Origin of the sequence: Klebsiella sp. JB_Kp031 (assembly GCF_040064295.1) — a bacterium.
GTDB classification, from domain to species: Bacteria; Pseudomonadota; Gammaproteobacteria; order Enterobacterales; family Enterobacteriaceae; genus Klebsiella; species Klebsiella quasipneumoniae.
The window spans coordinates 1-22,964 of sequence record NZ_JBEAJW010000031.1; the positions used below are offsets into that span (position 1 = coordinate 1).

The 22,964-nt window shown below is 53.5% G+C and carries 21 protein-coding genes; 13 read left to right on the plus strand and 8 right to left on the minus strand.

Annotation, left to right across the window (positions count from 1 at the left end):
• Positions 1-193: 193 nt before the first annotated feature.
• Complete coding sequence (gene mobB, locus ABLV64_RS14505) at positions 194-700, minus strand: molybdopterin-guanine dinucleotide biosynthesis protein MobB (protein WP_080848117.1); 507 nt, start codon at positions 698-700, stop codon at positions 194-196.
• Positions 697-1,278 carry a molybdenum cofactor guanylyltransferase MobA gene (gene mobA / locus ABLV64_RS14510; RefSeq protein WP_080848115.1) on the minus strand — a complete coding sequence of 194 codons (582 nt, stop codon included), beginning with the start codon at positions 1,276-1,278 and terminating at the stop codon, positions 697-699. Before mobA ends, mobB begins: the two co-directional genes overlap by 4 nt.
• A 71-nt stretch (positions 1,279-1,349) precedes the next feature.
• Here mobA and ABLV64_RS14515 point away from each other — a divergent pair, with 71 nt between their 5' ends.
• From ABLV64_RS14515 to dsbA, 3 genes are all read left to right on the plus strand, one after another.
• Positions 1,350-1,619: a YihD family protein gene (locus ABLV64_RS14515; RefSeq protein ID WP_002882612.1), complete on the plus strand. Its 270-nt coding sequence runs from the start codon at positions 1,350-1,352 to the stop codon at positions 1,617-1,619.
• A 75-nt stretch (positions 1,620-1,694) separates the two neighbouring features.
• Complete coding sequence (locus ABLV64_RS14520; RefSeq protein WP_348843294.1) at positions 1,695-2,681, plus strand: serine/threonine protein kinase; 987 nt, start codon at positions 1,695-1,697, stop codon at positions 2,679-2,681.
• A 27-nt stretch (positions 2,682-2,708) separates the two neighbouring features.
• Positions 2,709-3,332, plus strand: coding sequence for a thiol:disulfide interchange protein DsbA (gene dsbA / locus ABLV64_RS14525; protein WP_004203613.1), 624 nt, complete (start codon positions 2,709-2,711; stop codon positions 3,330-3,332).
• 30 nt (positions 3,333-3,362) lie between these two features.
• Here dsbA and ABLV64_RS14530 read toward each other — a convergent pair whose 3' ends face one another.
• Positions 3,363-4,280 carry an acyltransferase gene (locus tag ABLV64_RS14530; RefSeq protein ID WP_017899843.1) on the minus strand — a complete coding sequence of 306 codons (918 nt, stop codon included), beginning with the start codon at positions 4,278-4,280 and terminating at the stop codon, positions 3,363-3,365.
• A gap of 396 nt (positions 4,281-4,676) precedes the next feature.
• On the opposite strand from ABLV64_RS14530, the gene polA reads away from it, so the two are divergent.
• Positions 4,677-7,469, plus strand: a complete 2,793-nt coding sequence (gene polA, locus ABLV64_RS14535; protein ID WP_004203617.1) for a DNA polymerase I — start codon at positions 4,677-4,679, stop codon at positions 7,467-7,469.
• 359 nt (positions 7,470-7,828) lie between these two features.
• Here polA and yihA read toward each other — a convergent pair whose 3' ends face one another.
• Positions 7,829-8,464, minus strand: a complete 636-nt coding sequence (gene yihA / locus ABLV64_RS14540; protein WP_017899842.1) for a ribosome biogenesis GTP-binding protein YihA/YsxC — start codon at positions 8,462-8,464, stop codon at positions 7,829-7,831.
• Positions 8,465-9,049: 585 nt separating this feature from the next.
• On the opposite strand from yihA, the gene yihI reads away from it, so the two are divergent.
• On the plus strand, positions 9,050-9,556 hold the full coding sequence (gene yihI / locus ABLV64_RS14545; RefSeq protein WP_002882743.1) for a Der GTPase-activating protein YihI: 507 nt from the start codon (positions 9,050-9,052) through the stop codon (positions 9,554-9,556).
• A 188-nt stretch (positions 9,557-9,744) separates the two neighbouring features.
• Complete coding sequence (gene hemN / locus ABLV64_RS14550; RefSeq protein WP_004203620.1) at positions 9,745-11,118, plus strand: oxygen-independent coproporphyrinogen III oxidase; 1,374 nt, start codon at positions 9,745-9,747, stop codon at positions 11,116-11,118.
• 35 nt (positions 11,119-11,153) lie between these two features.
• Here hemN and ABLV64_RS14555 read toward each other — a convergent pair whose 3' ends face one another.
• From ABLV64_RS14555 to glnA, 4 genes are all read right to left on the minus strand, one after another.
• Positions 11,154-11,264, minus strand: coding sequence for a YshB family small membrane protein (locus ABLV64_RS14555; protein WP_004152951.1), 111 nt, complete (start codon positions 11,262-11,264; stop codon positions 11,154-11,156).
• Positions 11,265-11,374: 110 nt separating this feature from the next.
• On the minus strand, positions 11,375-12,784 hold the full coding sequence (glnG, locus tag ABLV64_RS14560; protein WP_002882749.1) for a nitrogen regulation protein NR(I): 1,410 nt from the start codon (positions 12,782-12,784) through the stop codon (positions 11,375-11,377).
• 8 nt (positions 12,785-12,792) lie between these two features.
• Positions 12,793-13,842, minus strand: a complete 1,050-nt coding sequence (gene glnL, locus ABLV64_RS14565) for a nitrogen regulation protein NR(II) (protein WP_004203621.1) — start codon at positions 13,840-13,842, stop codon at positions 12,793-12,795.
• A gap of 188 nt (positions 13,843-14,030) precedes the next feature.
• A complete protein-coding gene (gene glnA, locus ABLV64_RS14570; RefSeq protein ID WP_004203622.1) occupies positions 14,031-15,440 on the minus strand; it encodes a glutamate--ammonia ligase in 1,410 nt (469 codons plus the stop codon).
• Positions 15,441-15,818: 378 nt separating this feature from the next.
• Here glnA and typA point away from each other — a divergent pair, with 378 nt between their 5' ends.
• From typA to dtd, 7 genes are all read left to right on the plus strand, one after another.
• Complete coding sequence (typA, locus tag ABLV64_RS14575; protein WP_002882755.1) at positions 15,819-17,642, plus strand: ribosome-dependent GTPase TypA; 1,824 nt, start codon at positions 15,819-15,821, stop codon at positions 17,640-17,642.
• A 199-nt stretch (positions 17,643-17,841) separates the two neighbouring features.
• On the plus strand, positions 17,842-18,552 hold the full coding sequence (locus ABLV64_RS14580) for a GntR family transcriptional regulator (protein ID WP_017899841.1): 711 nt from the start codon (positions 17,842-17,844) through the stop codon (positions 18,550-18,552).
• A 7-nt stretch (positions 18,553-18,559) separates the two neighbouring features.
• Positions 18,560-19,540: a TIM barrel protein gene (locus ABLV64_RS14585; protein ID WP_017899840.1), complete on the plus strand. Its 981-nt coding sequence runs from the start codon at positions 18,560-18,562 to the stop codon at positions 19,538-19,540.
• A 100-nt stretch (positions 19,541-19,640) separates the two neighbouring features.
• Complete coding sequence (locus tag ABLV64_RS14590) at positions 19,641-20,903, plus strand: MFS transporter (RefSeq protein ID WP_048293950.1); 1,263 nt, start codon at positions 19,641-19,643, stop codon at positions 20,901-20,903.
• 138 nt (positions 20,904-21,041) lie between these two features.
• Positions 21,042-21,641 (plus strand): glucose-1-phosphatase, encoded by a 600-nt coding sequence (gene yihX, locus ABLV64_RS14595; protein WP_004203624.1) that lies wholly within the window; start codon positions 21,042-21,044, stop codon positions 21,639-21,641.
• Entirely contained in the window at positions 21,635-22,495 is an 861-nt protein-coding gene (locus tag ABLV64_RS14600) for a virulence factor BrkB family protein (RefSeq protein ID WP_004203625.1), read from the plus strand. The genes yihX and ABLV64_RS14600 overlap by 7 nt, the downstream gene beginning before the upstream one ends.
• Positions 22,492-22,929, plus strand: a complete 438-nt coding sequence (dtd, locus tag ABLV64_RS14605; RefSeq protein ID WP_004203627.1) for a D-aminoacyl-tRNA deacylase — start codon at positions 22,492-22,494, stop codon at positions 22,927-22,929. Before ABLV64_RS14600 ends, dtd begins: the two co-directional genes overlap by 4 nt.
• Positions 22,930-22,964: the final 35 nt, after the last annotated feature.

A 22,964-nucleotide genomic window follows, 5' to 3' on the forward strand; every position in this document is an offset into this window, starting at 1 on the left:
GGCATCAAATAAAGCAGAAAGCTCAGTCGGAAGGCTGAGCTTTTTTGCGTTTGTGCCATCCGGGAAGGGTGCCGGCATGCCCCCCCGGTGGCGCTGCGCTTACCGGGGCTACTGATCCGACATGGGGCTACGCCCCGGTCGCCCGGCCAGGGGCGTAGCACCGCCTTTGGGAAAAAAATCGCCTGAATACCTGCTACTGCCTCGCTAACCAGCCGACAATAAATGACGCAATCTGCGGAATATTATTTAAATCCAGCAGCGGAAGTGAGGTCGCGATCGATACATCGCTGGCCACGGCGATCGTATGCTCATCAGTCGTTAACTCTTCCACACAATGGCCGCTGTTTTGCCGAAAAAGCAGGATCTTAGGCACTGCTTCATGCTTGAAACCCTCGACCAAAACCAGATCCAGTCTGCTGGCATCCATTCGACTAACCAGCCACGTGAGATCTAATTCCGGCTTCTCTGGCGTCTCGGTCATCAATGCCCACCGCTGTTCGCTGGCGACAATAGTTTGCGCAGCGCCCGCCTTACGCAGTTCATAGCTATCTTTGCCCGGCTTATCCACGTCCATATCATGATGGGTGTGCTTTATCAGTCCCGGGCTTAATCCTAGAGCGCAAAGCTCAGGGATAAGACGCTTTAATAATGTTGTTTTTCCGGTACCGCTCCATGCGGCGATCGCCAGTAATGGGATCATGATGGCTCCTGCATCTGCTGCAAATCTTCGAGCGTATTTACATTAATGAAAGCAGTTTTCACATCGCTGAAATTCACCGGGCGCCCACCCATTTGTCGCATAAAAACCATCACCCTGCGCTCTCCATGTGCCAGATAAGCCTCCAGTTCCGGAATGATTTGACGATGAACTAATGCAACGGCGGGATGATCCCGTTCGCCGTCATGGGCCCAAACCACCGGTGCAGCGCCTTTTTGCTGGATAAAGCGCTCCACCAAAAAGGACGGAATGAACGGCGTGTCGCAGGGGCAAAAAACAAACCATGGGCTCGCGACCTGCTGCATCACAGCAAGCATTCCGGCCAGCGGCCCCTGAAAACCCTCCTGTATGTCTCGAAAGACCGGATATCCGCTGGCACGCCACTGTTCAAGATGACGATTGGCGCTAATGACTAACTCATCTACCTGCGGAGCTAATGCTTCCGCGACGTGTCGCCAGAGAGGACGTCCATTGAGCAACTGTAATCCTTTATCAATGCCGCCCATTCGCGTGGCCCTGCCGCCCGCCAGCACGACGCCGGTTATCGCCTCGCTTTGCATATGAATATCGCCTCTTTCATTGTGGGATTGACCCTGTTAACTTGTCCCTATCAAGAGTAAGGAGCATGACCATGAAATGTAAACGTCTGAATGAAGTAATTGAACTCCTCCAGCCCGCCTGGCAGAAAGAGCCAGAACTGAACCTGATGCAATTTTTGCAGAAACTGGCGAAAGAGGCTGGCTATGATGGCGAACTGAGCGATCTTTCCGACGATATTCTGATCTATCACCTGAAGATGCGTGATTCTTCAAAAGATGCTGTCATCCCGGGTATTCAGAAGGATTATGAAGAAGACTTTAAAACCGCGCTGCTGCGCGCCCGCGGCGTAATAAAAGAGTAAAAGGTTGTAAGCGCTGCCGCGTAAAGCGCAATGAGATGATATCCTGAACTATTCGTACGATTATCGGATGTCAGGATGCACGATAAGGCTTTTACTTTTCAGACGCTTCGCCCGGATACCATTATCGATGGGTTATTCGATCTGGGTATGCGGGTGGATTCCGGTCTTACCCCGCTGAACAGCTATGAGAACCGCGTTTATCAGTTCCAGGACGAAGAGCGTCATCGTTATGTGGTGAAGTTCTATCGTCCTGAGCGCTGGTCGGCAGCACAAATCCTTGAAGAACACCAGTTTGCGCTTCAGCTTGTAGAAGATGAAGTGCCCGTTGCGGCGCCGCTGTTATTTAACGACAGTACGCTTCATCAGCACCAGGGGTTTTATTTTGCCGTTTTCCCAAGCCTTGGCGGCCGACAGTTCGAGGCGGATAACCTTGATCAGATGGAGTGGGTTGGCCGTTATCTGGGGCGCCTGCACCAGACCGGGCGCAAACAGCGCTTTTCTGCGCGTCCGGAGATTGGCGTGCAGGAATATCTGCTGGAACCACGCCAGGTATTTGAACAGTCGACGCTTATCCCCTCAGGCCTGAAGGCCGATTTCCTGAAGGCGACCGATAAACTCATCGCTGCCGTCATGACGCAATGGCACGGTGGCGGGACTACTTTGCGCCTGCATGGTGACTGTCATGCAGGCAATATCCTCTGGCGCGATGGGCCGCTGTTTGTCGATTTAGACGATGCGCGAACCGGCCCGGCGATTCAGGATCTGTGGATGCTGCTCAACGGCGATAAGGCTGAACAGCGTATGCAGCTGGAGACCATCGTTGAGGCCTATGAGGAATTCAGCCCCTTTAACAGCGATGAAATCGCGCTTATTGAACCTTTACGCGCCATGCGACTGGTTTATTATCTGGCGTGGTTGCTCAGACGCTGGGACGATCCGGCATTTCCGGTTAATTTTCCCTGGTTAAACGGGGAGGATTACTGGCGAGGGCAGACGTCTACTTTTCTCGAGCAGGTGAAGGTTCTACAGGAACCCCCGCTTCAGTTAACGCCAATGTATTAATGTGATATATCCAGGAGAGAGTAAATCATGAAAAAAGTTTGGCTGGCGCTGGCTGGTATGATTCTGGCTTTTAGTGCATCCGCTGCCCAGATCACCGACGGCAAGCAGTACATCACCCTTGATAAGCCGGTTGCTGGCGAGCCGCAGGTGCTCGAATTCTTCTCATTCTACTGCCCGCACTGCTATCAGTTTGAAGAAGTGCTGCATGTCTCTGACAGCGTGCGCCAGAAACTGCCAGAAGGCACCAAAATGACCAAATACCATGTCGAGTTCCTGGGGCCGCTGGGCAAGGAGCTGACGCAGGCATGGGCTGTGGCCATCGCGCTGGGCGTTGAAGATAAAATTACGGCGCCGATGTTCGAAGCGGTGCAGAAAAACCAGACCGTACAGAGCCTGGCTGACATTCGTAAAGTGTTCGTCGACGCTGGCGTGAAAGGGGAAGACTACGATGCCGCATGGAACAGCTTCGTGGTGAAATCTCTGGTCGCTCAGCAGGAGAAAGCGGCAGCCGATCTGCAGCTGCAGGGGGTACCGGCTATGTACGTCAATGGTAAGTACCAGCTGAACCCGCAGGGGATGGACACCAGCAATATGGATGTCTTCGTCGCTCAGTATGCGGATACCGTGAAGCAGCTGGTTGAGAAGAAATAAAAAAAACGCCGGTCACTGACCGGCGTTTTTTTATCTACTTTGCCGTGACTTCCTTGCTTTGTCCCGCATGATGTCAGTTAACTGACGGTCTTTCTCTTCCCATAGCCCATTCAGCCAGCGCTGGAAACCACGCTTAAAGTTCTTATCGTTGACGTAATCGCCGTGTAGCTCTTCGCCAATCGGTACCAGATTGATACGAACCACAATGCGCGTCAGTCGGCCACTTAGCATGTCGTAAAACGGCCTTGCATGATTTTCCGGGTAGCACAGCGTAACGTTCAGCAGTTTATCGAACTGCGAGCCGAGAACATTGAGCGCCATGGCAATACCCGCCGCTTTCGGTGGTAACAGGTTGTGGTAAGGAGAGCGCGTCTCGCGCTTTTTTGCGTCGGTAAAACGCGAGCCTTCCACAAAATTGACGATTGTCGTTGGGTGCGAGCGGAATTTCTCACATGAACGGCGGGTGGTTTCGACATCTTTACCGCGGCGTTCCGGGTGACGAATAAGATAGCTGCGCGAATAGCGGCGCATAAAAGGCATATCCAGCGCCCAGCAGGCGAGGCCTATGAACGGTACCCACGCCAGCTGTTGTTTAAGGAAGTACTTATTCATCGGAATATGCTTGCGGAACAGCACGCATAGCACCACGATATCTGCCCAGCTGTGGTGGTTGCTGATCAGCAGATACCAGTTCTTTTTGTTCAGGCCTTCCAGACCCTGGACGTCCCATTTTAGCCAGGGATTGAGATGCAACAGCAGCGCCAGCCCCTCGCACCAGCAGTACATCATAAAATTGCAAAAAACGGATATAGAGCGCCATACCGCTGGAATGGGGACCAGCAGTTTAATCAGCCCGGCGACGATGATCGGTACAGAGCAGATAACGGTGACTAAGATGGTTAAGGCGATACTCAGCGGAAGTGTTATCGCAGCGAGTAATCTCGACATAGTTAGTTTATTCAGAAAGTTAGGCTGACAAAGAGCGCCTTTAAGCTGCGCAAGAGGCTGATTTTACCAGAAAACGCGGCAAATGACGGGTCTTACCAGAACAGAAAAAAACAAGGATCTTCTATCCACATGGAAGATTAGGTCATCAAATTCATGCCAGGATCGTTGATCTTCTTTTAAGTTATTGATAAATAATGGCTAATACTATTTATTCATTTATTTTCAGGGGCGGATAAGCTGACGTTGTAAAACTATGCACAAAGTTATCCACAAGCTAAGTTGTCGCGCGATCGCGACGATCGTTGAATCTTTTCCGCGAAATGCGGGAAAAATTCAGGATTTCATGCCCGTCTGTGGCATCCTTTATCCATAATCTGATAAACAGGCACGGAAATTATGGTTCAGATCCCAGAAAACCCTCTCATCCTCGTTGACGGCTCCTCCTATCTTTATCGGGCGTATCATGCGTTTCCGCCGCTGACTAACAGCGCAGGGGAGCCCACCGGGGCTATGTACGGCGTACTGAATATGCTGCGCAGTTTGATTCTGCAGTATCAACCGACTCATGCCGTCGTGGTCTTTGATGCGAAAGGGAAAACCTTCCGTGATGAATTGTTCGAACATTACAAATCTCACCGCCCGCCGATGCCGGACGATCTGCGCGCGCAGATTGAGCCGTTGCATAAGATGGTGAAAGCGATGGGGCTGCCGCTGATGGCGGTCCCGGGTGTCGAAGCTGACGATGTGATTGGCACCCTGGCGCGGGAAGCGGAAAGGGCAGGACGTCCGGTGCTGATCAGTACCGGCGATAAAGACATGGCCCAGCTGGTGACGCCGGGGATCACCCTGATCAATACCATGACCAACACTATCCTCGGGCCGGATGAGGTGGTTACCAAGTACGGCGTCCCGCCAGAGCTGATTATTGATTTCCTGGCGCTGATGGGCGACTCCTCAGATAACATTCCTGGCGTGCCGGGCGTGGGCGAAAAGACCGCCCAGGCGCTGCTGCAAGGCCTCGGCGGCCTCGATACGCTGTATGCGGAACCGGAGAAGATCGCTGAACTGAGCTTCCGCGGCGCGAAAACGATGGCGGCGAAGCTGGAGCAGAACAAGGAGGTGGCTTATCTCTCTTATCAGCTGGCGACCATCAAAACCGACGTCGAGCTGGAGCTCACTTGCGAAGAGCTGGAGGTGCAGCCGCCGGCGGCAGACGATCTGCTGGCGCTGTTCAGACAGTATGAGTTTAAGCGCTGGACCACCGACGTTGAAGCCGGAAAATGGCTGCAGGCGAAGGGGGGCAAACCGGCTGCGAAACCTGCAGTGCCTGCAGCAGCGGCAGAAGCGGAAGCAGAGGTTGAGGCCGCTACTGCACTTTCAGCAGAGCACTATGTCACCATCCTTGATGAGGCTACGCTGCTCACCTGGATCGATAAGCTGAAGCAAGCGCCGCTCTTTGCCTTTGATACGGAAACCGACAGCCTGGATAACATCTCCGCCAACATGGTCGGCCTTTCATTCGCTGTTGAGCCGGGCGTGGCCGCCTATGTCCCGGTAGCGCATGATTACCTTGATGCGCCGGATCAGATCCCGCGCGAGCGCGTGCTGGCGCTGCTTAAACCGCTGCTGGAGGATGAGAAGCTGCTCAAGGTTGGGCAAAATCTCAAATACGATCGCGGCATTTTGGCTAATTACGACATTGAGCTGCGCGGGATTGCGTTCGATACCATGCTGGAATCTTACATTCTCGACAGCGTGGCGGGCCGCCATGATATGGACAGTCTTTCCGACCGCTGGCTGAAGCATAAAACGATTACCTTCGAAGAGATCGCTGGCAAGGGTAAGAATCAGCTCACCTTTAACCAGATTGCGCTGGAAGAGGCGGGTCGCTACGCGGCGGAAGACGCCGACGTCACGCTCCAGTTGCATCTGAAAATGTGGCCGAAGCTGCAGCAGCATGAAGGTCCGCTGAATATCTTCCAGCACATTGAAATGCCGCTGGTGCCGGTGCTGTCACGCGTTGAGCGCAATGGCGTTAAAATCGACCCCGCCGTGCTGCATGCGCACTCGCAGGAAATAGCCCAGCGCCTGGTTGAGCTGGAGCAGCGGGCGCATGAGATCGCCGGGGAAGCGTTTAATCTCTCCTCCACCAAACAGCTGCAAACGATCCTGTTTGAAAAACAGGGTATCAAGCCGCTGAAGAAGACGCCGGGCGGTGCGCCGTCCACCTCTGAAGAGGTACTGGAAGAGCTGGCGCTCGATTATCCGTTGCCGAAAGTGATTCTGGAGTACCGTGGGTTGGCGAAGCTGAAGTCGACCTATACCGATAAGCTGCCGCTGATGATTAATCCCAAAACGGGCCGCGTACATACCTCCTATCATCAGGCGGTTACCGCCACCGGCCGTTTGTCGTCTACCGATCCAAACCTGCAAAACATTCCGGTGCGTAACGAAGAAGGGCGCCGTATTCGCCAGGCGTTTATCGCGCCAGAAGATTACGTTATTGTCTCGGCGGACTACTCGCAAATCGAGCTGCGCATTATGGCGCACCTGTCGCGGGATAAAGGCCTGCTGACCGCCTTCGCGGAAGGGAAGGATATTCACCGGGCGACGGCGGCTGAAGTGTTTGGCTTACCGCTGGACAGCGTCAGCAGCGAACAGCGGCGCAGTGCTAAAGCTATCAACTTCGGTCTGATCTATGGCATGAGCGCCTTTGGCCTGGCCCGCCAGCTGAACATCCCGCGTAAAGAAGCGCAGAAGTACATGGATCTTTATTTCGAGCGTTATCCGGGCGTCCTGGAGTATATGGAGCGCACCCGCGCACAGGCGAAGGAGCAAGGGTATGTTGAAACGCTGGATGGCCGTCGACTCTATTTGCCGGATATCAAGTCCAGCAATGGCGCTCGTCGTGCCGGTGCGGAACGTGCGGCGATTAACGCCCCGATGCAGGGGACGGCTGCGGATATCATCAAGCGGGCGATGATTGCCGTTGATGAATGGCTGCGGAGCGAGAAACCTCGCGTGCGAATGATCATGCAGGTTCACGATGAACTGGTCTTTGAAGTGCATAAGGATGAGCTCGATGCCGTATCGAAAAAGATCCACGAACTGATGGAGAACAGCACTACGCTGGCGGTACCGTTGCTGGTGGAAGTGGGCAGCGGAGAAAACTGGGATCAAGCGCACTAAGTATACAAAGCACAACGCGATTTTCTGTAAGTAAGCAACATAACTTATAGAGTTTTGTGAGGATCATTTGAATTTGCTATGTAAATAGTGAAAAAAAACTACAAAAAATGCTTTATCCGTGAGCGAAAGAAGAGTAAAGTTATTCGCGTAGGGTACAGAGGTAAGATGTTCTATCTTTCAGACCTTTTACTTCACGTAATCGGATTTGGCTGAATATTTTAGCCGCCCCGGTCATTTATGACCGGGGCGTTTTTTATTGCGCGAAAGAAAAGTGGCAAAAAGAAGGACACGCTTGTGCTTGACTCTGGAGAGGAACCCGGACAAGGCGCGGCACGCTCTTATCCGGCTGTTGGTGACGATTACTCGTCTACGGTGCTCTCTGCTTCCTGCGGCGGGATTTCGTTAAACCAGCTATCCAGCTTCTGTCGCAGCTTATCCACGCCAGATTTTTTCAGCGAAGAGAAGGGTTCAACCTGAACATCGCCATTGAAGGCCAGGACTGCTTCACGCACCATATTCACTTGCGCTTTACGCGCGCCGCTGGCGAGCTTATCGGCTTTGGTCAGCAGCACCAGCACCTGAATATCGCTTTCTACCGCCCATTGGATCATCTGCTGATCGAGATCCTTAAGCGGGTGGCGAATGTCCATCAGGACCACCAGGCCCTTCAGGCACAGGCGTTTTTCCAGGTATTCTCCCAGCGCGCGCTGCCACTTGATCTTCATCTCTTCCGGGACTTGCGCATAACCGTAGCCGGGAAGGTCGACCAGGCGTTTGCCTTCGGCGACTTCGAACAGGTTAATCAGCTGTGTACGTCCGGGAGTTTTGGAGGTCCGCGCCAGGCTTTTCTGGTTGGTCAGCGTATTCAGCGCGCTGGATTTTCCCGCATTGGAGCGGCCGGCGAATGCCACTTCAATACCGGTATCGGCAGGAAGATGGCGGATATCTGGCGCGCTAGTGACAAAGTGCGTCAGTTGATAATTCCAGTTGGTCAAGACGGTCGTCTCCGTTAAAACAGGCTATGGCAGGGATTATACCTGAACAGCAGAAAAAGGCTGTTTTTACCGCACGCCGGTTCTGTAAGTAAAAACCATGCGCTTTGTGAGACATTGGCTATTCTTCGTATAGGACATGCCTGAGAAAAATAAGACTAATAAATTATAACCCACTGAAAATAAATAGATTAAAAGAGTAGAGAAATCTGAAAAGTGGAATTTTAACGGCCAGACTGGTTGTCGATTTTTGTCAACAGGGTAAAGTAATACACAACGGCGGGGATGCTGAAAAGGATGAGGACTCAGGACGAGGGGTCAGGAAGCGCCAGGAGGCGAAGACCACAGGATTGTCAGGATGACGCGCGTTTTGGAAACGTTTCAAAGGGAAAAGGAAGAAACAGGGACCGTTGGACGCTAAGGGAAAGACAGGGTAAGTCGTTAGCGAACAGGGAAAGAAGAGCCCGTTAAGGGTGGTCAGTGAGGAAAAAGGCGACAGAGTAATCTGTCGCCTTTTTTCTTTGCTTGCTTTCTGCTAGATTCCGCCTCAATTCTATACTGAATAATACTGTCTGAAGATTACATACCATGAAAAAACCGACATCCGCCACCCGTGGCAAATCCGGCCGCAAGTCGCGTGAAGAGTTAAATCAGGAAGCTCGCGATCGCAAACGGCAGAAGAAACATCGTGGCCACGCGGCAGGAAGTCGCGCGAACGGCGGCGATGCGGCTTCAGCAGGTAAAAAACAGCGCCAGGCGCAAGATCCACGCGTGGGCAGCAAAAAACCCATCCCGCTGGGCGTGAGCGAAAGCAGCGCTCCAGCTCCCAAGCAGCATAAACCAAAGAGCGAGAAACCTATGCTTTCACCGCAGGCTGAGCTGGAGTTGCTGGAGAATGATGAGCGCCTGGACGCGCTGTTGGAACGTCTGGAAGAGGGCGGTACCCTGAATGCTGAAGAGCAGAGCTGGGTGGATGCCAAACTGGATCGCATTGATGAGCTGATGCAGCAGCTCGGCCTCTCTTACGATGACGAAGATGAAGAAGAGGAAGAGCGTCAGGAAGATATGATGCGTCTGCTGAAGGGTGGAAACTAACATTTGCATCCCATCGGATTCCCGGTACTGCTTATAACCCTTCTGGTTATATGTTATCTGCTGTGGTTATTCGTTAAACTACGACGGTTGTCGCGGCGTCAGAAATGGCTGCGCAACCGGCTCATGACCCGCGGTGCGGTGGGGCCGGGACGGCGTACCCGTCGGCGGCACCATCGGAAGGAGTGAGCATGTCTGAGCAGATAATCGACTGGGATCTGGCCCTGATCCAGAAATATAACTATTCCGGGCCGCGCTATACCTCGTATCCCACCGCGCTGGAGTTTTCACCACAATTCGGCGCGGCGGAATTCGATGCCGCTGTGGCCCGTTACCCACAGCGTCCCCTGTCGCTGTACGTGCATATCCCGTTTTGCCATAAGCTGTGTTATTTCTGCGGCTGCAATAAGATCGTCACCCGCCAGCAGCATAAGGCCGATCAGTATCTCGATCTCCTTGAACAGGAGATCATCCACCGTGCGCCGCTGTTTGCCAACCGTCAGGTTAAGCAACTGCATTGGGGAGGCGGCACGCCGACCTATCTCAACAAGGCGCAAATCAGTCGCCTGATGGATCTGTTGCGTACCCATTTTCATTTCAGCGCCGAAGCCGAGATCTCCATCGAGGTCGATCCGCGTGAAATCGAGCTGGATGTCCTCGATCATTTACGCGCTGAGGGATTCAACCGCCTGAGTATGGGCGTGCAGGACTTTAATAAAGAGGTTCAGCGTCTGGTTAACCGCGAACAGGACGAAGCGTTCATCTTTGATTTGCTCCGTCATGCGCGGGAGATTGGATTTACCTCGACCAATATCGACCTCATCTACGGCCTGCCGAAACAAACGCCGGAGAGCTTTGCCTTTACCCTGCAAAAGGTCGCCGAGCTCAATCCTGACCGCCTGAGCGTGTTTAACTACGCGCATCTGCCCACGCTCTTTGCCGCACAGCGCAAAATTAAAGATGCCGATCTGCCCTCCGCTGAACAGAAGCTGGAGATCCTCCAGGAGACCATCGGCTCGCTGACGGCGGCAGGCTATCAGTTCATCGGCATGGACCACTTCGCGCGTCCTGATGATGAATTAGCGGTCGCGCAACGTCACGGCGTACTGCATCGCAATTTCCAGGGCTACACCACTCAGGGCGATACCGATTTGCTGGGGATGGGCGTGTCCGCGATCAGCATGATTGGCGACAGCTACGCCCAGAACCAAAAAGAGCTAAAGCAGTACTACCAGCAGGTGGCAGAGCAAGGGAACGCCCTGTGGCGCGGGATCGCGTTAACCCGGGACGACTGTCTGCGTCGCGACGTAATTAAGGCGTTGATCTGTAACTTCCGTCTGGATATTGATGCAGTCGAAGCGCAGTGGGCCGTGGATTTTCAGTCTTATTTTGCTGAGGACCTGAAACTGCTGGCGCCGCTGGCGCATGACGGGCTGGTGGTGGTGGAGAGTAAGGCTATCCAGGTAACGGCGAAAGGCCGCCTGCTGATCCGCAACATCTGTATGTGCTTTGATGCCTATCTGCGGCAAAAGGCTCGGATGCAGCAGTTCTCAAGGGTGATTTAATGTTTTCCCCCTCTCCCGCAGGAGAGGGGGAACAATTAGCTGAACAGCCCGACCAGCGCAGCGCACAGAACGGCAGCGACTGCCGTTTGTGGTGTGTGACTCGCAGCGGCGCCGCTCGATATCATACTCACCAGTGATTCAAACATGATGCTCTCCCCTAATGCCGGGCACGATCATACTCAACTCATCGGAACAGTAAAGTACAAAATAGCAGCACTTTGCGCTGATCGGCTATTTTTCATCACGCCGTTTAACCCTACTCCATACCCAACTCTTTTAGCTTACGCGTCAGGGTATTACGACCCCATCCCAGCAGGCGCGCAGCCTCCTGTTTATGTCCCTGAGTATGACGCAGGGCGGTCGTCAGCAGCGTGCGTTCCATTTCGGGTTGCGCTTCTGAAAGCAAGTTTTGATGACCGGAACGCAGCGCCCGATCGGCCCACTGACCCAACAGCGTCGCCCAGCTGTCTGGCTGCATCTGCGTCGGGCTATCAGGAATGGTGGTCTCAAACAGTTCGCTCGGCAGATCCTGCGTCAGCACCTCCTGGCCGGCGGCCATGACGGTGAGCCAGCGACAGGTGTTTTCCAGCTGGCGAACGTTGCCCGGCCACGCCAGGCGGGTCAGCGCTGTCTCCGTTTCCGGATGCAGCTGTTTGGCTTCAACACCTAGCTCGCGGGCGGCAATCTGCAGAAAATGGCGGGCCAGACGTGGAATATCTTCCCGACGCTCGCGCAGCGGCGGCAAATGCACCCGGATCACGTTCAGGCGGTGGAATAAATCTTCACGGAATTTCCCCTCCTGCACCCGCTGCTCCAGATTCTGATGGGTGGCGGCGATGATCCGCACATCGACCTTCACCGGCGCGTAGCCGCCCACGCGATAAAACTGGCCATCCGCCAGAACGCGCAGCAGACGAGTCTGGACATCCAGCGGCATATCGCCAATTTCATCCAGGAACAGCGTGCCGCCGTCAGCCTGTTCAAAGCGACCCTGACGGACGGTATTGGCGCCGGTAAAGGCCCCTTTTTCATGGCCGAACAGCTCGGACTCAATCAGGTCCTTGGGGATCGCCGCCATATTCAGCGCGATAAACGGCGCTTTTGAGCGCGGGCTATGGCGATGCAGGGCATGAGCGACAAGCTCTTTACCGGTACCGGATTCGCCATTGATCAGCACGCTGATGGATGAGCGCGACAGACGGCCAATAATGCGAAAGACATCCTGCATGGCCGGCGCCTCGCCAATGATATCGGCGGTGGGGCTGCTTATCGGCGCATTTCGCGGCTGCTGCTGCTCCTGATAGTGGCTAATCGCCCGGTCGACGAGGGCGACAGCTTCATCGATATCAAAAGGTTTGGGCAGATAATCAAACGCGCCCTGCTGATAAGCGCTGACCGCGGCGTCCAGATCGGAATGCGCGGTCATTATGATGACCGGAAGCATCGGATGACGCTGCTTAATCTGTTTGAGCAGCGCCAGACCATCCATTCCCGGCATACGGATATCTGACAGCAGTACATCCGGGGTTTTGGTGGTGAGGGCATCTAGCACCTCATTGCCGCTTTCGAACGTTGTGCAGCTCAAGCCGGCTCCGGTGAGCGCGCGTTCAAGCACCCAGCGGATGGAGCTATCGTCATCAACGATCCAGGCTATCCCTCGTTGCATAAACACCTCTACTTCCGAATAGGCAGGTATACCGAAAATTCGGTATGACCCGGCCAGCTGGTGAATTCAATTTTGCCGGAGTGCTGATCGATAAGGCTGCGGGCGATAGATAAGCCCAGGCCAGTACCGCCTTCGCGGCCGCTGACCATCGGATAAAACAACGTATCCTGGAGCTGGGGCGGAATACCCGGGCCATTATCTTCGACGTCAATACGGGCGGCGAGGCGATAACGCACCCCGTGCAGCGTCAGCTGGAAAGCGGTCCGGGTGCGGAGAACAATTTCGCCCCCTTCCGGCCCCAGCGCCTGCAGCGCATTACGGACGATGTTCAGCAACACCTGTTCAATTTGATCCGGGTCGTGGGGGAGCTCCGGCAGGCTGGGGTCGTAATCACGGATCAACTTCACGTTGTCCGGCAACTCCATCGAGACCAGTTTCACTACCCGTTCGGCGACCTTGTGGATGCTTTCGGTAACGTGCATGCCCGGATGCTGTGGGCCGAGCAGGCGATCGACCAGATTTCTCAGCCGGTCGGCCTGCTCGATGATCACTTTGGTATATTCCGTTAGCGCCGGGTCGGGCAGGGCTTTGCTGAGCAGCTGTGCCGCGCCGCGCAGGCCGCCTAACGGGTTTTTAATCTCGTGCGCCAGGCCGCGGACCAGATCGCGGGCGGCGACCTGCTGCGCGTGCTGCAGTTGCTCCTGGCTCAGGCGGCGCTGGTTATCCATCGGCGCCATTTCCAGCAGAATAAAGCCTTCCGGCAGCCGCTGGGCGGTCAGCGACAGGATATGCGAGCGGCCATCGATAACCAGCGTCACTTCGTTATCGGTAAAACCCTGGCCCGCCTGCAGACTCTCCTGCATCAGCCCAATATTTAATGAGAAATAGCTCAACAGCTCAGGTAACGGGGTGCCAAACAGCTTGCGCGAACTCTGCGCCAGCAGCTGCTGCGCCGCAGGGTTGGCAAAGTGCACCGCCAGGTCATCATCGACCAGTAAGATACTGTTGATAAGAGAGTTGAGGATCTGCCCAGCATCGGGCAGTGTGCCTGTTGCCATTCGACAGTCTCCTGAAAAAGAGTGCACCAATTTAGTGCAGTATAGCTTTTTATCGGTAAAAAGCTCGCGAGATCAGCGTGTTGGTGGAGAAAAAAGCCCATCCTGAGATGGGCTGAAAGTTTCCACGGCAACAAAATATCCCGGGCATCCCGCGCCACAACACGACATACCCTGGATTTACAGCAAAATTAGACGCTGTAGTACAGTTCGAACTCAACCGGATGCGGAGTCATGCGTACGCGGTCGTTCTCTTCCAGACGCAGGGCGATGTAAGCATCGATAGCGTCATTGGTGAATACGCCGCCAGCCGTCAGGAACTCGCGGTCAGCATCCAGGGCCTGCAGGGCTTCTTCCAGAGAACCGGCAACCTGCGGGATCTCTTTCGCTTCTTCCGGCGGCAGGTCGTACAGGTTTTTGTCCATTGCTTCGCCCGGATGGATTTTGTTCTTGATACCATCGAGGCCAGCCATCAGCAGCGCCGCAAAGCACAGGTACGGGTTAGCAGCCGGGTCCGGGAAGCGCACTTCGATACGACGCGCTTTCGGAGAGGTCACCACCGGAATACGGATGGAGGCAGAGCGGTTACGGGCAGAGTAAGCCAGCATAACCGGCGCTTCGTAACCCGGGACCAGACGCTTGTAGGAGTTGGTGGTCGGGTTCGCCAGGGCGTTGATGGCTTTAGCGTGTTTGATTACGCCGCCGATGTAGAACAGCGCCTGCTCAGACAGACCTGCGTATTTGTCGCCGGAGAACAGGTTAGTCCCGTTTTTCGCCAGAGACATATGGCAGTGCATGCCGGAGCCGTTGTCGCCGAACATTGGTTTCGGCATAAAGGTCGCGGTTTTACCAAAGCGGTGAGCGACGTTGTGAACAACGTATTTGTAAATCTGAATTTCGTCCGCTTTTTTGGTCATGGTGTTGAAGCGGGTTGCCACTTCGTTCTGACCTGCGGTAGCCACTTCGTGGTGGTGAGCTTCAACAACCAGGCCCATCTCTTCCATGATCATACACATGGTGGAGCGGATATCCTGAGAAGAGTCTACTGGCGGAACCGGGAAGTAACCCCCTTTCACGCCCGGACGGTGACCTTTGTTACCGCCTTCGTATTTGGTGGAGGAGTTCCACGCACCTTCGATATCATCGATCGCGACATGGGAGCCGGAGATAGAGGCGCCGAAACGGATGTCGTCGAACAGGAAGAATTCTGGTTCTGGCCCGAACAGGACGGTGTCAGCGATGCCGGTAGCGCGCAGGTACTCTTCAGCGCGTTTCGCGATGGAGCGCGGGTCACGGTCATAACCCTGCAGGGTGCCTGGCTCGAGGATATCGCAGCGGATGATCAGGGTCGGTTCTTCGTAGAACGGGTCAATGACCGCGGTGGAAGCGTCCGGCATCAGGACCATGTCAGATTCGTTGATACCTTTCCAGCCACCAATCGAGGAGCCATCAAACATTTTGCCTTCTTCGAAGAATTCGGCATTTACCTGATGAGACGGAATCGTGACGTGCTGTTCTTTACCTTTGGTATCGGTGAAGCGCAGATCGACAAACTTCACTTCGTGCTCGTTCAGCATCGTCAAAACGTGTTCAGCGGACATACTTAAACTCTCCCGGATTGGTCATTGTCGTCGTGGTAACGAAAACTTCATACTGCTTAAAAGTGGCGTTGTTGCCTTAAAAAATATAAAGCGAAATCTGTGCCAACTTTTAAATGCCCCATAAAACGCTGTATCATGCGCACCATAGTGCAAAAGGACTGCACCATGATGGAGATAATGCACCAAAATAGTGCCTCAGTGTGAACATTGAGCACCATTTTGGTGCAATTTTTGTTACGGTGCCCTTTTATCGCTCCGTGAAAGCGGTCACAAAGAAACTCTGCAATACTTGTTTGCGGAGGATGTTTGTGATCCTGTTCAGTCCTTCGCTTAATACGTGTACAATAACGCGCTATTTCTAATGCCTGAGGCAAAGTTGTGATCGAAAATCTGCGTAATATCGCCATCATCGCGCACGTTGACCATGGTAAAACTACCCTGGTTGACAAGCTGCTACAGCAATCCGGTACGTTCGACGCACGTACTGAAGCACAAGAACGTGTGATGGACTCCAACGATTTGGAGAAAGAGCGTGGGATTACCATCCTCGCGAAAAACACCGCAATCAAATGGAATGATTACCGTATCAACATCGTTGATACCCCTGGGCACGCCGACTTCGGAGGTGAAGTTGAGCGTGTTATGTCCATGGTTGACTCTGTGCTGCTGGTGGTAGATGCCTTTGATGGCCCGATGCCGCAAACGCGCTTCGTGACCAAAAAAGCTTTTGCCCACGGTCTGAAGCCGATCGTGGTCATCAACAAAGTTGACCGCCCGGGCGCGCGTCCGGACTGGGTTGTCGATCAGGTGTTCGACCTGTTCGTTAACCTCGACGCGACCGACGAACAGCTGGACTTCCCGATCGTTTACGCGTCCGCGCTGAACGGTATCGCGGGTCTGGACCACGAAGACATGGCTGACGACATGACCCCGCTGTACCAGGCGATTGTCGATCGCGTGCCGGCGCCGGACGTTGACCTTGACGGTCCGCTGCAGATGCAGATCTCCCAGCTGGACTACAACAACTACGTTGGCGTCATCGGCATCGGCCGCATCAAACGCGGTAAAGTGAAGCCGAACCAGCAGGTCACTATCATCGATAGCGAAGGCAAAACCCGTAACGGTAAAGTCGGTAAAGTGCTGACTCACCTGGGGCTTGAGCGTATCGAGAGCGACGTAGCTGAAGCTGGCGACATCATCGCGATCACCGGTCTGGGCGAGCTGAACATCTCCGACACCATCTGCGACCCGCAGAATGTCGAAGCGCTGCCGGCCCTGTCCGTTGATGAGCCGACCGTTTCCATGTTCTTCAACGTCAACACCTCTCCGTTCTGCGGTAAAGAAGGTAAGTTCGTTACCTCTCGCCAGATTCTGGACCGCCTGAACAAAGAGCTGGTGCACAACGTGGCGCTGCGCGTTGAAGAAACCGAAGACGCTGATGCGTTCCGCGTTTCCGGCCGTGGTGAACTGCATCTGTCCGTTCTGATTGAAAACATGCGTCGCGAAGGTTTCGAGATGGCGGTTTCTCGTCCGAAAGTTATCTTCCGTGAAATCGATGGCCGTAAACAAGAGCCGTTCGAGAACGTGACGCTGGACGTCGAAGAGCAGCACCAGGGTTCTGTTATGCAGGCGCTGGGCGAGCGTAAAGGCGACCTGAAAAACATGAATCCGGACGGAAAAGGCCGCGTACGTCTCGACTACGTGATCCCAAGCCGCGGTCTGATCGGCTTCCGTTCAGAGTTCATGACCATGACCTCCGGTACCGGTCTGCTGTACTCCACCTTCAGCCACTACGACGACGTTCGTCCGGGCGAAGTGGGCCAGCGTAACAACGGCGTGCTGATCTCCAACGGTCAGGGTAAAGCGGTAGCGTTCGCGCTGTTCGGCCTGCAGGATCGCGGTAAGTTGTTCCTCGGTCACGGTGCGGAAGTTTACGAAGGCCAGATCATCGGTATTCACAGCCGTTCTAACGACCTGACGGTAAACTGCCTGACCGGTAAAAAACTGACCAACATGCGTGCGTCCGGTACTGACGAAGCCACGGTTCTGGTTCCGCCGGTTAAGATGACCCTGGAGCAGGCTCTGGAGTTCATCGATGACGACGAACTGGTAGAAGTCACTCCGACCTCTATCCGTATCCGTAAACGTCACCTGACCGAGAACGACCGTAAACGCGCAATGCGCGGTGCAAAAGAAGAGTAATTGATTCTTCTTGCTGTTCGCTAAACCCCGCCTCTCCGGCGGGGTTTTTTTATGGGTGAGATCTGACAATCGCTGCGCTAACCCGGGGCCTCCAGGAGACCCTGGTCACATTTATACCTAAAGTTTGTCCGAGGAATTGCTTTCTTTTTTTGCAGAAGAGTAAGATGAGTCATCTGGTTTAAACCAAATGAATTAAACAATGACTGAAAATCTTTCTACTGTCGAAAATGCAAAAGAGAAACTGGATCTGTGGCTTAAGCAAGGGCTGACGGCTGCGGGTGGAAAACTGCCTTCAGAGAGAGAGCTTGGCGAACTGCTGGGGATCAAACGCATGACGCTGCGTCAGGCGCTGCTCAGCCTGGAAGCGGAATCGAGGATCTTTCGTAAAGACCGGAAAGGATGGTTTGTCGCGCAGCCGCGTTTTAACTACAGTCCTGAGCTCCCCGCGAGCTTTCAGCGGGCCGCCATTGAGCAGGGAAGAGAACCTTCGTGGGGCTTTATTGAAAAACAGCGAACCCGAGACTATCCCGACGCCGCTAAACCCCTGCTGGATGTCACTCCGTCTGATGATTTATATCTGGTCACCGGCTGGGGAGCGCTGGAAGGGCATAAAGTTTTCTACCATGAGACCTTTATCAACCCTAACGTCGCGCCAGATTTTATTGACCGGTTGAAGAACCAATCTTTTTCCTCCGTCTGGGAGCGTGAATATCATAAGCCTGTGGTGATAAAAAAACTGGCTTTTAGACCCGTCAGAATGTCGGGCGATGTGAGCAAATTCATCGGTGGCTCTGCAGGTCTGCCGGCTATTCTGATAGAAAAACACCGTGCCGATAGTGCCGGCAATATTGTGCAAATAGATCTCGAATACTGGCGATTTGAGGCTGTGGATCTGTTTATTAACTTGTAGGTATTTTATGGTCACTAAAGATAACGCCGGGAAGATCCTTTCCCGTATTGATAATATACCACTCTACCTTCATGCTTATGCCTATCATTTGAATATGCGGCTTGAACGTATTTTACCTAATGATTTACTGACCATTGCAGATAGTCTGCATTTAAAGGGGGTGAAAATACACGTTCTTGATGGTGAGCGTTATTCGCTGAGCAATATGAATGATGCCCAGTTAGCCGGGTTTGCTGACAAAGCGAAAGCGTTGCAGCTGGATATTCACATCGAAACCAGCGCCTCCGATAAACAGACCATCGATCAGGCCGCGACTATCGCTTTAAAAACAGGAGCGACTTCCGTTCGTTTTTATCCGCGTTATGAAGGCCATTTACATGACGTAATGGAAAAAATTTCAGCAGATATTCAATACATTAAAAAGGCTTATAGCCATACCGGCCTGACCTTCACCCTTGAGCAACATGAAGATCTCAAAAGCGCTGAACTGGTGAATTTAATTAAACAAAGCGAGATGCCATCGCTATCGCTCCTTTTTGACTTCGCCAATATGATCAACGCTAATGAGCGACCGCTTGAGGCGTTAGCGTTGATGTCACCTTACATTACGCAGGTTCATATCAAAGACGCTTGTATTATTACTGAGAACGGTGGGCTTGGGCATCGGGCCTGTAATTCAGGCCAGGGCGATATGCCGTTTAAGGCGCTGCTGACGGAATTAATTTGTCTTGGTGATGATCATCCGCAGGTCATGGCATACGGTCTGGAAGAAGAAGTGGATTACTATGCCCCCCCGTTCCGTTTTGCCTCGGAGGGGGACAACCCGTGGATCCCCTGGCGACAAATGAGCGAAACCCCACTGCCAGACGCCGATCAGCTTGAAGCGCGACTGCTAAAAGAAAAAGAGGATGCGATAGCGCAGCTCCATTATGTCAAAGAGACGTTGCAGAGAATAAAAGACGAAGCGCTTACGGCGCTGGCACACTAAATTTACTAATAATTCGTTATGCCGGGACATCATTTTTAATAAATGATGATGGTCTGTTATTTTCCTTAAACCAAATGATGTTCAATCATTAGGGGAACTTATGCTCACAAAAAAGAAATGGGCTATATTCAGTTTATTAACCCTGTGCGGTGGCACCATTTATAAACTGCCTTCTCTGAAAGATGCTTTTTATATTCCGATGCAGGACTATTTCCATCTGACTAATGGCCAGATAGGCAATGCCATGTCGGTGAACTCCGTGGTGACCACGATTGGTTTTTTCCTGTCAATTTACTTTGCCGATAAACTGCCTCGCCGCTACACCATGTCGCTATCGCTGATTGCGACAGGCTTGTTGGGGATCTATCTGACGACTATGCCAGGCTACTGGGGAATTCTCTTTGTTTGGGCTCTCTTTGGCGTTACCTGCGACATGATGAACTGGCCGGTGCTATTAAAGTCGGTAAGCCGGTTGGGCAACAGCGAACAGCAGGGGCGTTTGTTTGGTTTCTTTGAGACCGGGCGGGGGATTGTCGACACGATTATTGCTTTCTCTGCCCTGGCTATTTTCACCTGGTTTGGCAGCGGTTTGCTGGGGTTTAAAGCCGGGATCTGGTTCTACGCTCTGATCGTGATTGTTGTCGGGATCATGCTGTTTTTTATGCTGAAAGAAAAGGATGAGGATGCGCCTGAGAAAGCTACCGTCGACAGCGCCACAGAGAAAAGTAGCATCTCTTCGGTCTTAAAAGATAAAACCATCTGGCTTATCGCGTTCAACGTCTTCTTTGTTTATGCGGTTTACTGTGGGCTCACTTTCTTTATTCCCTTCCTGAAAAATATCTACCTGTTGCCGGTGGCGCTGGTGGGCGCCTACGGCATCATTAACCAGTATTGTTTGAAAATGGTGGGTGGGCCGATTGGCGGCCTGATAGCCGATAAAATCCTCAAGTCGCCAAGCAAATATCTCTTCTATACCTTCTGTGCCAGCACCGTAGCCCTGGTGGCGTTAATATTGCTGCCCCACGAAAGCATGCCAGTCTACCTCGGCATGATCTGCACCCTGGGATTTGGCGCAATTGTGTTTACCCAGCGAGCGGTCTTCTTTGCCCCGATCGGTGAAGCCAACATCGCGGAGAACCGGACCGGCGCCGCCATGGCGCTGGGGAGTTTCATTGGCTACGCACCGGCCATGTTCTGCTACAGCCTGTATGGCTACATTCTCGATCTCAACCCTGGTCTGACAGGCTACAAGATAGTCTTTGGCATCATGGCGTGCTTTGCGCTCTGTGGCGCGTTCGTTTCGGTCATGCTGGTTAAACGCATTCGCGGTGGCAGGAAAACGCTGCGCGCTGCGACAGAATAACCGCCAGCCTGATTCTGCTTATTCAAAGCCGCATTATGCGGCTTTGTTCGCGAGTGGCTTGTTGTTTCAGGTTTATGCATAGTCAAACCTCATCTTTCCCGCTAAAGTTAATTTTCCACGGCGCGGAAGGAGACGAAAATGCTCTATATCTTTGATTTAGGTAATGTGATTGTCGACATTGACTTCAACCGGGTATTGGGGGCCTGGAGCGATTTAACCCGCATCCCGCTGGCGACGCTGAAGCAGCATTTCACCATGGGAGAGGCTTTCCATCAGCATGAGCGCGGCGAGCTCAGCGATGAAGACTTTGCCGCCGCCATGTGTCATGAAATGAATATGTCCCTCAGCTATGAGCAGTTTGCTCACGGCTGGCAGGCGGTGTTTGTCGCGCTGCGTCCGGAAGTGATTGCGATCATGCAAAAACTGCGTGCCCAGGGCCATCGCGTGGTGGTGCTCTCCAATACCAATCGTCTTCACACCACGTTCTGGCCGGATGAATACCCGGAAGTGCGCGCTGCCGCCGATCGCATCTATCTGTCACAGGAGATGGGAATGCGTAAGCCTGAAGCGCAAATTTATCAGCGAGTACTGGACGAAGAGGGCTTTTCCGCCGCAGATACGGTCTTTTTTGATGATAACGTCGATAATATAGCAGGGGCTAACCGGTTGGGGATCACCAGCATTCTGGTGACCGGGAAGAAGACCATCCCTGACTATTTCGCGAAACAGCTATGCTAAGAACCGTTCATCAAAAATTACTCCACCATACCCGGCCGCTGCTGGCGTGGCTAAAGCTGCTGTGGCGGCGTATTGATGAAGACCATATGACGACCCTGGCGGGGAACCTCGCCTATGTGTCATTACTGTCCCTGGTGCCGCTGATTGCCGTCGTGTTCGCGCTATTTGCGGCCTTCCCCATGTTCTCCGAAGTCAGCGTGCAGATCCGCCATTTTATCTTCGCCAATTTTATTCCGGCGACCGGGGATGTGATCCAGGGATATATCGAGCAGTTCGTCGCCAATTCCAGCCGCATGACCGCCGTAGGCGCCTTTGGCCTGATCGTCACCTCGCTGCTGCTGATGTACTCGATCGACAGCGCGCTAAACACCATCTGGCGCAGCACGCGCAGTCGCCCCAAAGTTTACTCCTTTGCCGTTTACTGGATGATCCTGACCCTTGGTCCGCTGCTGGCGGGCGCCAGCCTGGCGATCAGTTCCTATCTGCTGTCGCTGCGCTGGGCAAGCGACCTGGACGGCGTAATTGATAATCTGCTCCGCCTTTTCCCGCTGATCCTCTCCTGGGCGGCATTCTGGCTGCTCTACAGTATTGTACCCACCACCCAGGTACGTAACCGCGACGCGGTGATCGGGGCGCTGGTGGCGGCGCTGCTGTTTGAGGCAGGTAAAAAAGCGTTTGCCCTCTATATCACCACCTTTCCGTCCTATCAGCTCATTTATGGCGTGATTTCGGTGGTGCCGATTTTGTTCGTCTGGGTGTACTGGACCTGGTGTATCGTCTTGCTTGGCGCTGAAATTACTGTCACTCTCGGTGAATACCGCAAACTTAAAACAGAAGAAACAGAACAACCATGATTGCATTAATTCAACGCGTATCCCGTGCAAGCGTTACCGTGGCGGACGAAGTGACGGGCGAAATTGGCCCGGGGCTTCTGGTGCTGCTGGGGGTCGAAAAAGACGATGATGAACAAAAAGCGAATCGCCTCTGCGAGCGCGTGCTGGGCTACCGCATCTTCAGCGATGCGGAGGGGAAAATGAACCTGAACGTTCAGCAGGCGGGCGGCAGCGTGCTGGTGGTTTCGCAATTTACGCTGGCGGCGGATACCGAGCGGGGAATGCGGCCAAGCTTCTCGAAAGGCGCCGCTCCTGACCGTGCTGAGGCGCTGTATGAGTATTTCGTCGCCCGCTGTCGCCAGCAGGAAATGAACACCCAGACCGGAAGATTCGCTGCGGATATGCAGGTTTCTTTGGTCAATGATGGTCCCGTGACCTTTTGGTTGCAAGTATGACCCAGCTTCCGGGCAGGCTGCGGGTAACAAAAGAG

Coding starts and splice junctions, on each gene's coding strand:
- glnG (WP_002882749.1), bottom strand. CDS start 12,784: ATGCAACGAGGGATAGCCTGGATCGTTGATGACGATAGCTCCATCCGC.
- mobA (WP_080848115.1), bottom strand. CDS start 1,278: ATGCAAAGCGAGGCGATAACCGGCGTCGTGCTGGCGGGCGGCAGGGCC.
- yihI (WP_002882743.1), top strand. CDS start 9,050: ATGAAAAAACCGACATCCGCCACCCGTGGCAAATCCGGCCGCAAGTCG.
- ABLV64_RS14580 (WP_017899841.1), top strand. CDS start 17,842: ATGACTGAAAATCTTTCTACTGTCGAAAATGCAAAAGAGAAACTGGAT.
- ABLV64_RS14585 (WP_017899840.1), top strand. CDS start 18,560: ATGGTCACTAAAGATAACGCCGGGAAGATCCTTTCCCGTATTGATAAT.
- yihX (WP_004203624.1), top strand. CDS start 21,042: ATGCTCTATATCTTTGATTTAGGTAATGTGATTGTCGACATTGACTTC.
- glnA (WP_004203622.1), bottom strand. CDS start 15,440: ATGTCCGCTGAACACGTTTTGACGATGCTGAACGAGCACGAAGTGAAG.
- ABLV64_RS14600 (WP_004203625.1), top strand. CDS start 21,635: ATGCTAAGAACCGTTCATCAAAAATTACTCCACCATACCCGGCCGCTG.
- dsbA (WP_004203613.1), top strand. CDS start 2,709: ATGAAAAAAGTTTGGCTGGCGCTGGCTGGTATGATTCTGGCTTTTAGT.
- glnL (WP_004203621.1), bottom strand. CDS start 13,842: ATGGCAACAGGCACACTGCCCGATGCTGGGCAGATCCTCAACTCTCTT.
- ABLV64_RS14555 (WP_004152951.1), bottom strand. CDS start 11,264: ATGTTTGAATCACTGGTGAGTATGATATCGAGCGGCGCCGCTGCGAGT.
- dtd (WP_004203627.1), top strand. CDS start 22,492: ATGATTGCATTAATTCAACGCGTATCCCGTGCAAGCGTTACCGTGGCG.
- polA (WP_004203617.1), top strand. CDS start 4,677: ATGGTTCAGATCCCAGAAAACCCTCTCATCCTCGTTGACGGCTCCTCC.
- mobB (WP_080848117.1), bottom strand. CDS start 700: ATGATCCCATTACTGGCGATCGCCGCATGGAGCGGTACCGGAAAAACA.
- ABLV64_RS14515 (WP_002882612.1), top strand. CDS start 1,350: ATGAAATGTAAACGTCTGAATGAAGTAATTGAACTCCTCCAGCCCGCC.
- ABLV64_RS14590 (WP_048293950.1), top strand. CDS start 19,641: ATGCTCACAAAAAAGAAATGGGCTATATTCAGTTTATTAACCCTGTGC.
- ABLV64_RS14520 (WP_348843294.1), top strand. CDS start 1,695: ATGCACGATAAGGCTTTTACTTTTCAGACGCTTCGCCCGGATACCATT.
- ABLV64_RS14530 (WP_017899843.1), bottom strand. CDS start 4,280: ATGTCGAGATTACTCGCTGCGATAACACTTCCGCTGAGTATCGCCTTA.
- hemN (WP_004203620.1), top strand. CDS start 9,745: ATGTCTGAGCAGATAATCGACTGGGATCTGGCCCTGATCCAGAAATAT.